The organism is Salinivibrio sp. MA427 (genome assembly GCF_001996115.1).
Taxonomy (GTDB): domain Bacteria; phylum Pseudomonadota; class Gammaproteobacteria; order Enterobacterales; family Vibrionaceae; genus Salinivibrio; species Salinivibrio costicola.
In genome coordinates, this window is record NZ_MUFH01000478.1 from 1 (window position 1) to 1,239 (window position 1,239).

The 1,239-nt window shown below is 39.5% G+C and carries 2 protein-coding genes; both read left to right on the forward strand.

The genetic code is table 11. The features are described from left to right. Positions 1 to 755 (forward strand): class I SAM-dependent methyltransferase (locus BZG79_RS15730; protein WP_206779512.1); only part of this gene is annotated, 755 nt, incomplete at its 5' end. A gap of 287 nt (positions 756 to 1,042) precedes the next feature. Beyond that, positions 1,043 to 1,239, forward strand: a 197-nt coding sequence (locus tag BZG79_RS16265; protein ID WP_199878083.1) for an SUMF1/EgtB/PvdO family nonheme iron enzyme, incomplete at its 3' end; no start/stop codon positions are given.

Consider the following 1,239-nt stretch of genomic DNA (forward strand, 5'->3'; position numbering starts at 1 on the left):
AACGAGGAGATAGAAAAATGTCAATGACTGCGGATTATGACTCAATAGGAAATCTATTTGGAGAATTTACCAAATCAGCAGCTCAGCGCGAGATTGAAGTTCGGACAATAATGTCAATGGTGGGGAGTGTTGAAGGATTGGAGGTATTAGATGCGGCATGTGGTTATGGCTTTTTTGCGAATAGGTTTTATCAAATGGGAGCGAGAAAAGTAGTCGGTATCGATATTTCCGAAACCATGATTGAGTTGGCTCAGGAGTATGCAGATACTAATCACCGAGATATTAAATATCTTGTACGCAATGCGGCAGAAATGGAGAATTTAGGTGAATTCGATCTGATTAATGCTGCGTGGCTTTTCAATTATTCTAGCTCACTTGAACAACTTAAAGCGATGTTTAAAAATATTGCCAATAACTTAAAATCAGGGTGTAAACTTGTCGCATACACTGTTGATCCTAACTTTTCTCTTAGTAAAGGGAACTTTGAGCGTTATGGGGTTAATGTCAAAACGGAGGAAGTTTGGCATAAAGGCTATAAACACAAGGCAGAGTTCGTCACGACACCACCGAGTCCATTTACTTTCTTCCGCTGGAGCGAGTCTGATTATGAACAGGCGATTAAAGAAGCGGGATTTAGCGACTATTACTGGCAGAAGCCATTACTTCAAGATAAAGATGTTGATAGTCGCCCTGAAGGCTTTTGGGATACTTTCCAAAATAACTGTTTGCAGACTGGTTTAGTTTGTATTTTATAAGTTGGAAATAGAGTTATGAAGTACGAATTAGATTATGGTTCGCCGAAGCTAAGTGCAACGGCTTGTCCTGAAATGACCGATAGAGAGCTCCTTGGTTATCCAGAATATTTTATCCCATTACGTGAGTTTTTTTTAACGAAGAAATTCGTTCAAAATTAGAGTATAAAACACCCCAACAACTTGCTGAAATCCTCGAAAGTGAAGATACTTCAATTGAGGTTCGTTATTTTGCCGGTCAGCAACTTTGTTATCAAGGTGACTTACGACTGGATACGTTCAAGCCTGCGATGTGCGATGTACCCGGTGGGCAGGTTTCTGTTGGACTTGATGAACAGCAAGTCGATCGTGTTATGGTGGACTGTGAGCATTTGAAACTTAAGAGAATATGGATAGTAAAAGAAACGCCTCGCCATCAAATTTCTTTGCGTAACTTTCGTATCGGAAAATATCTAATTACTAATCAAGAGTATAAAGCGTTTCTTTG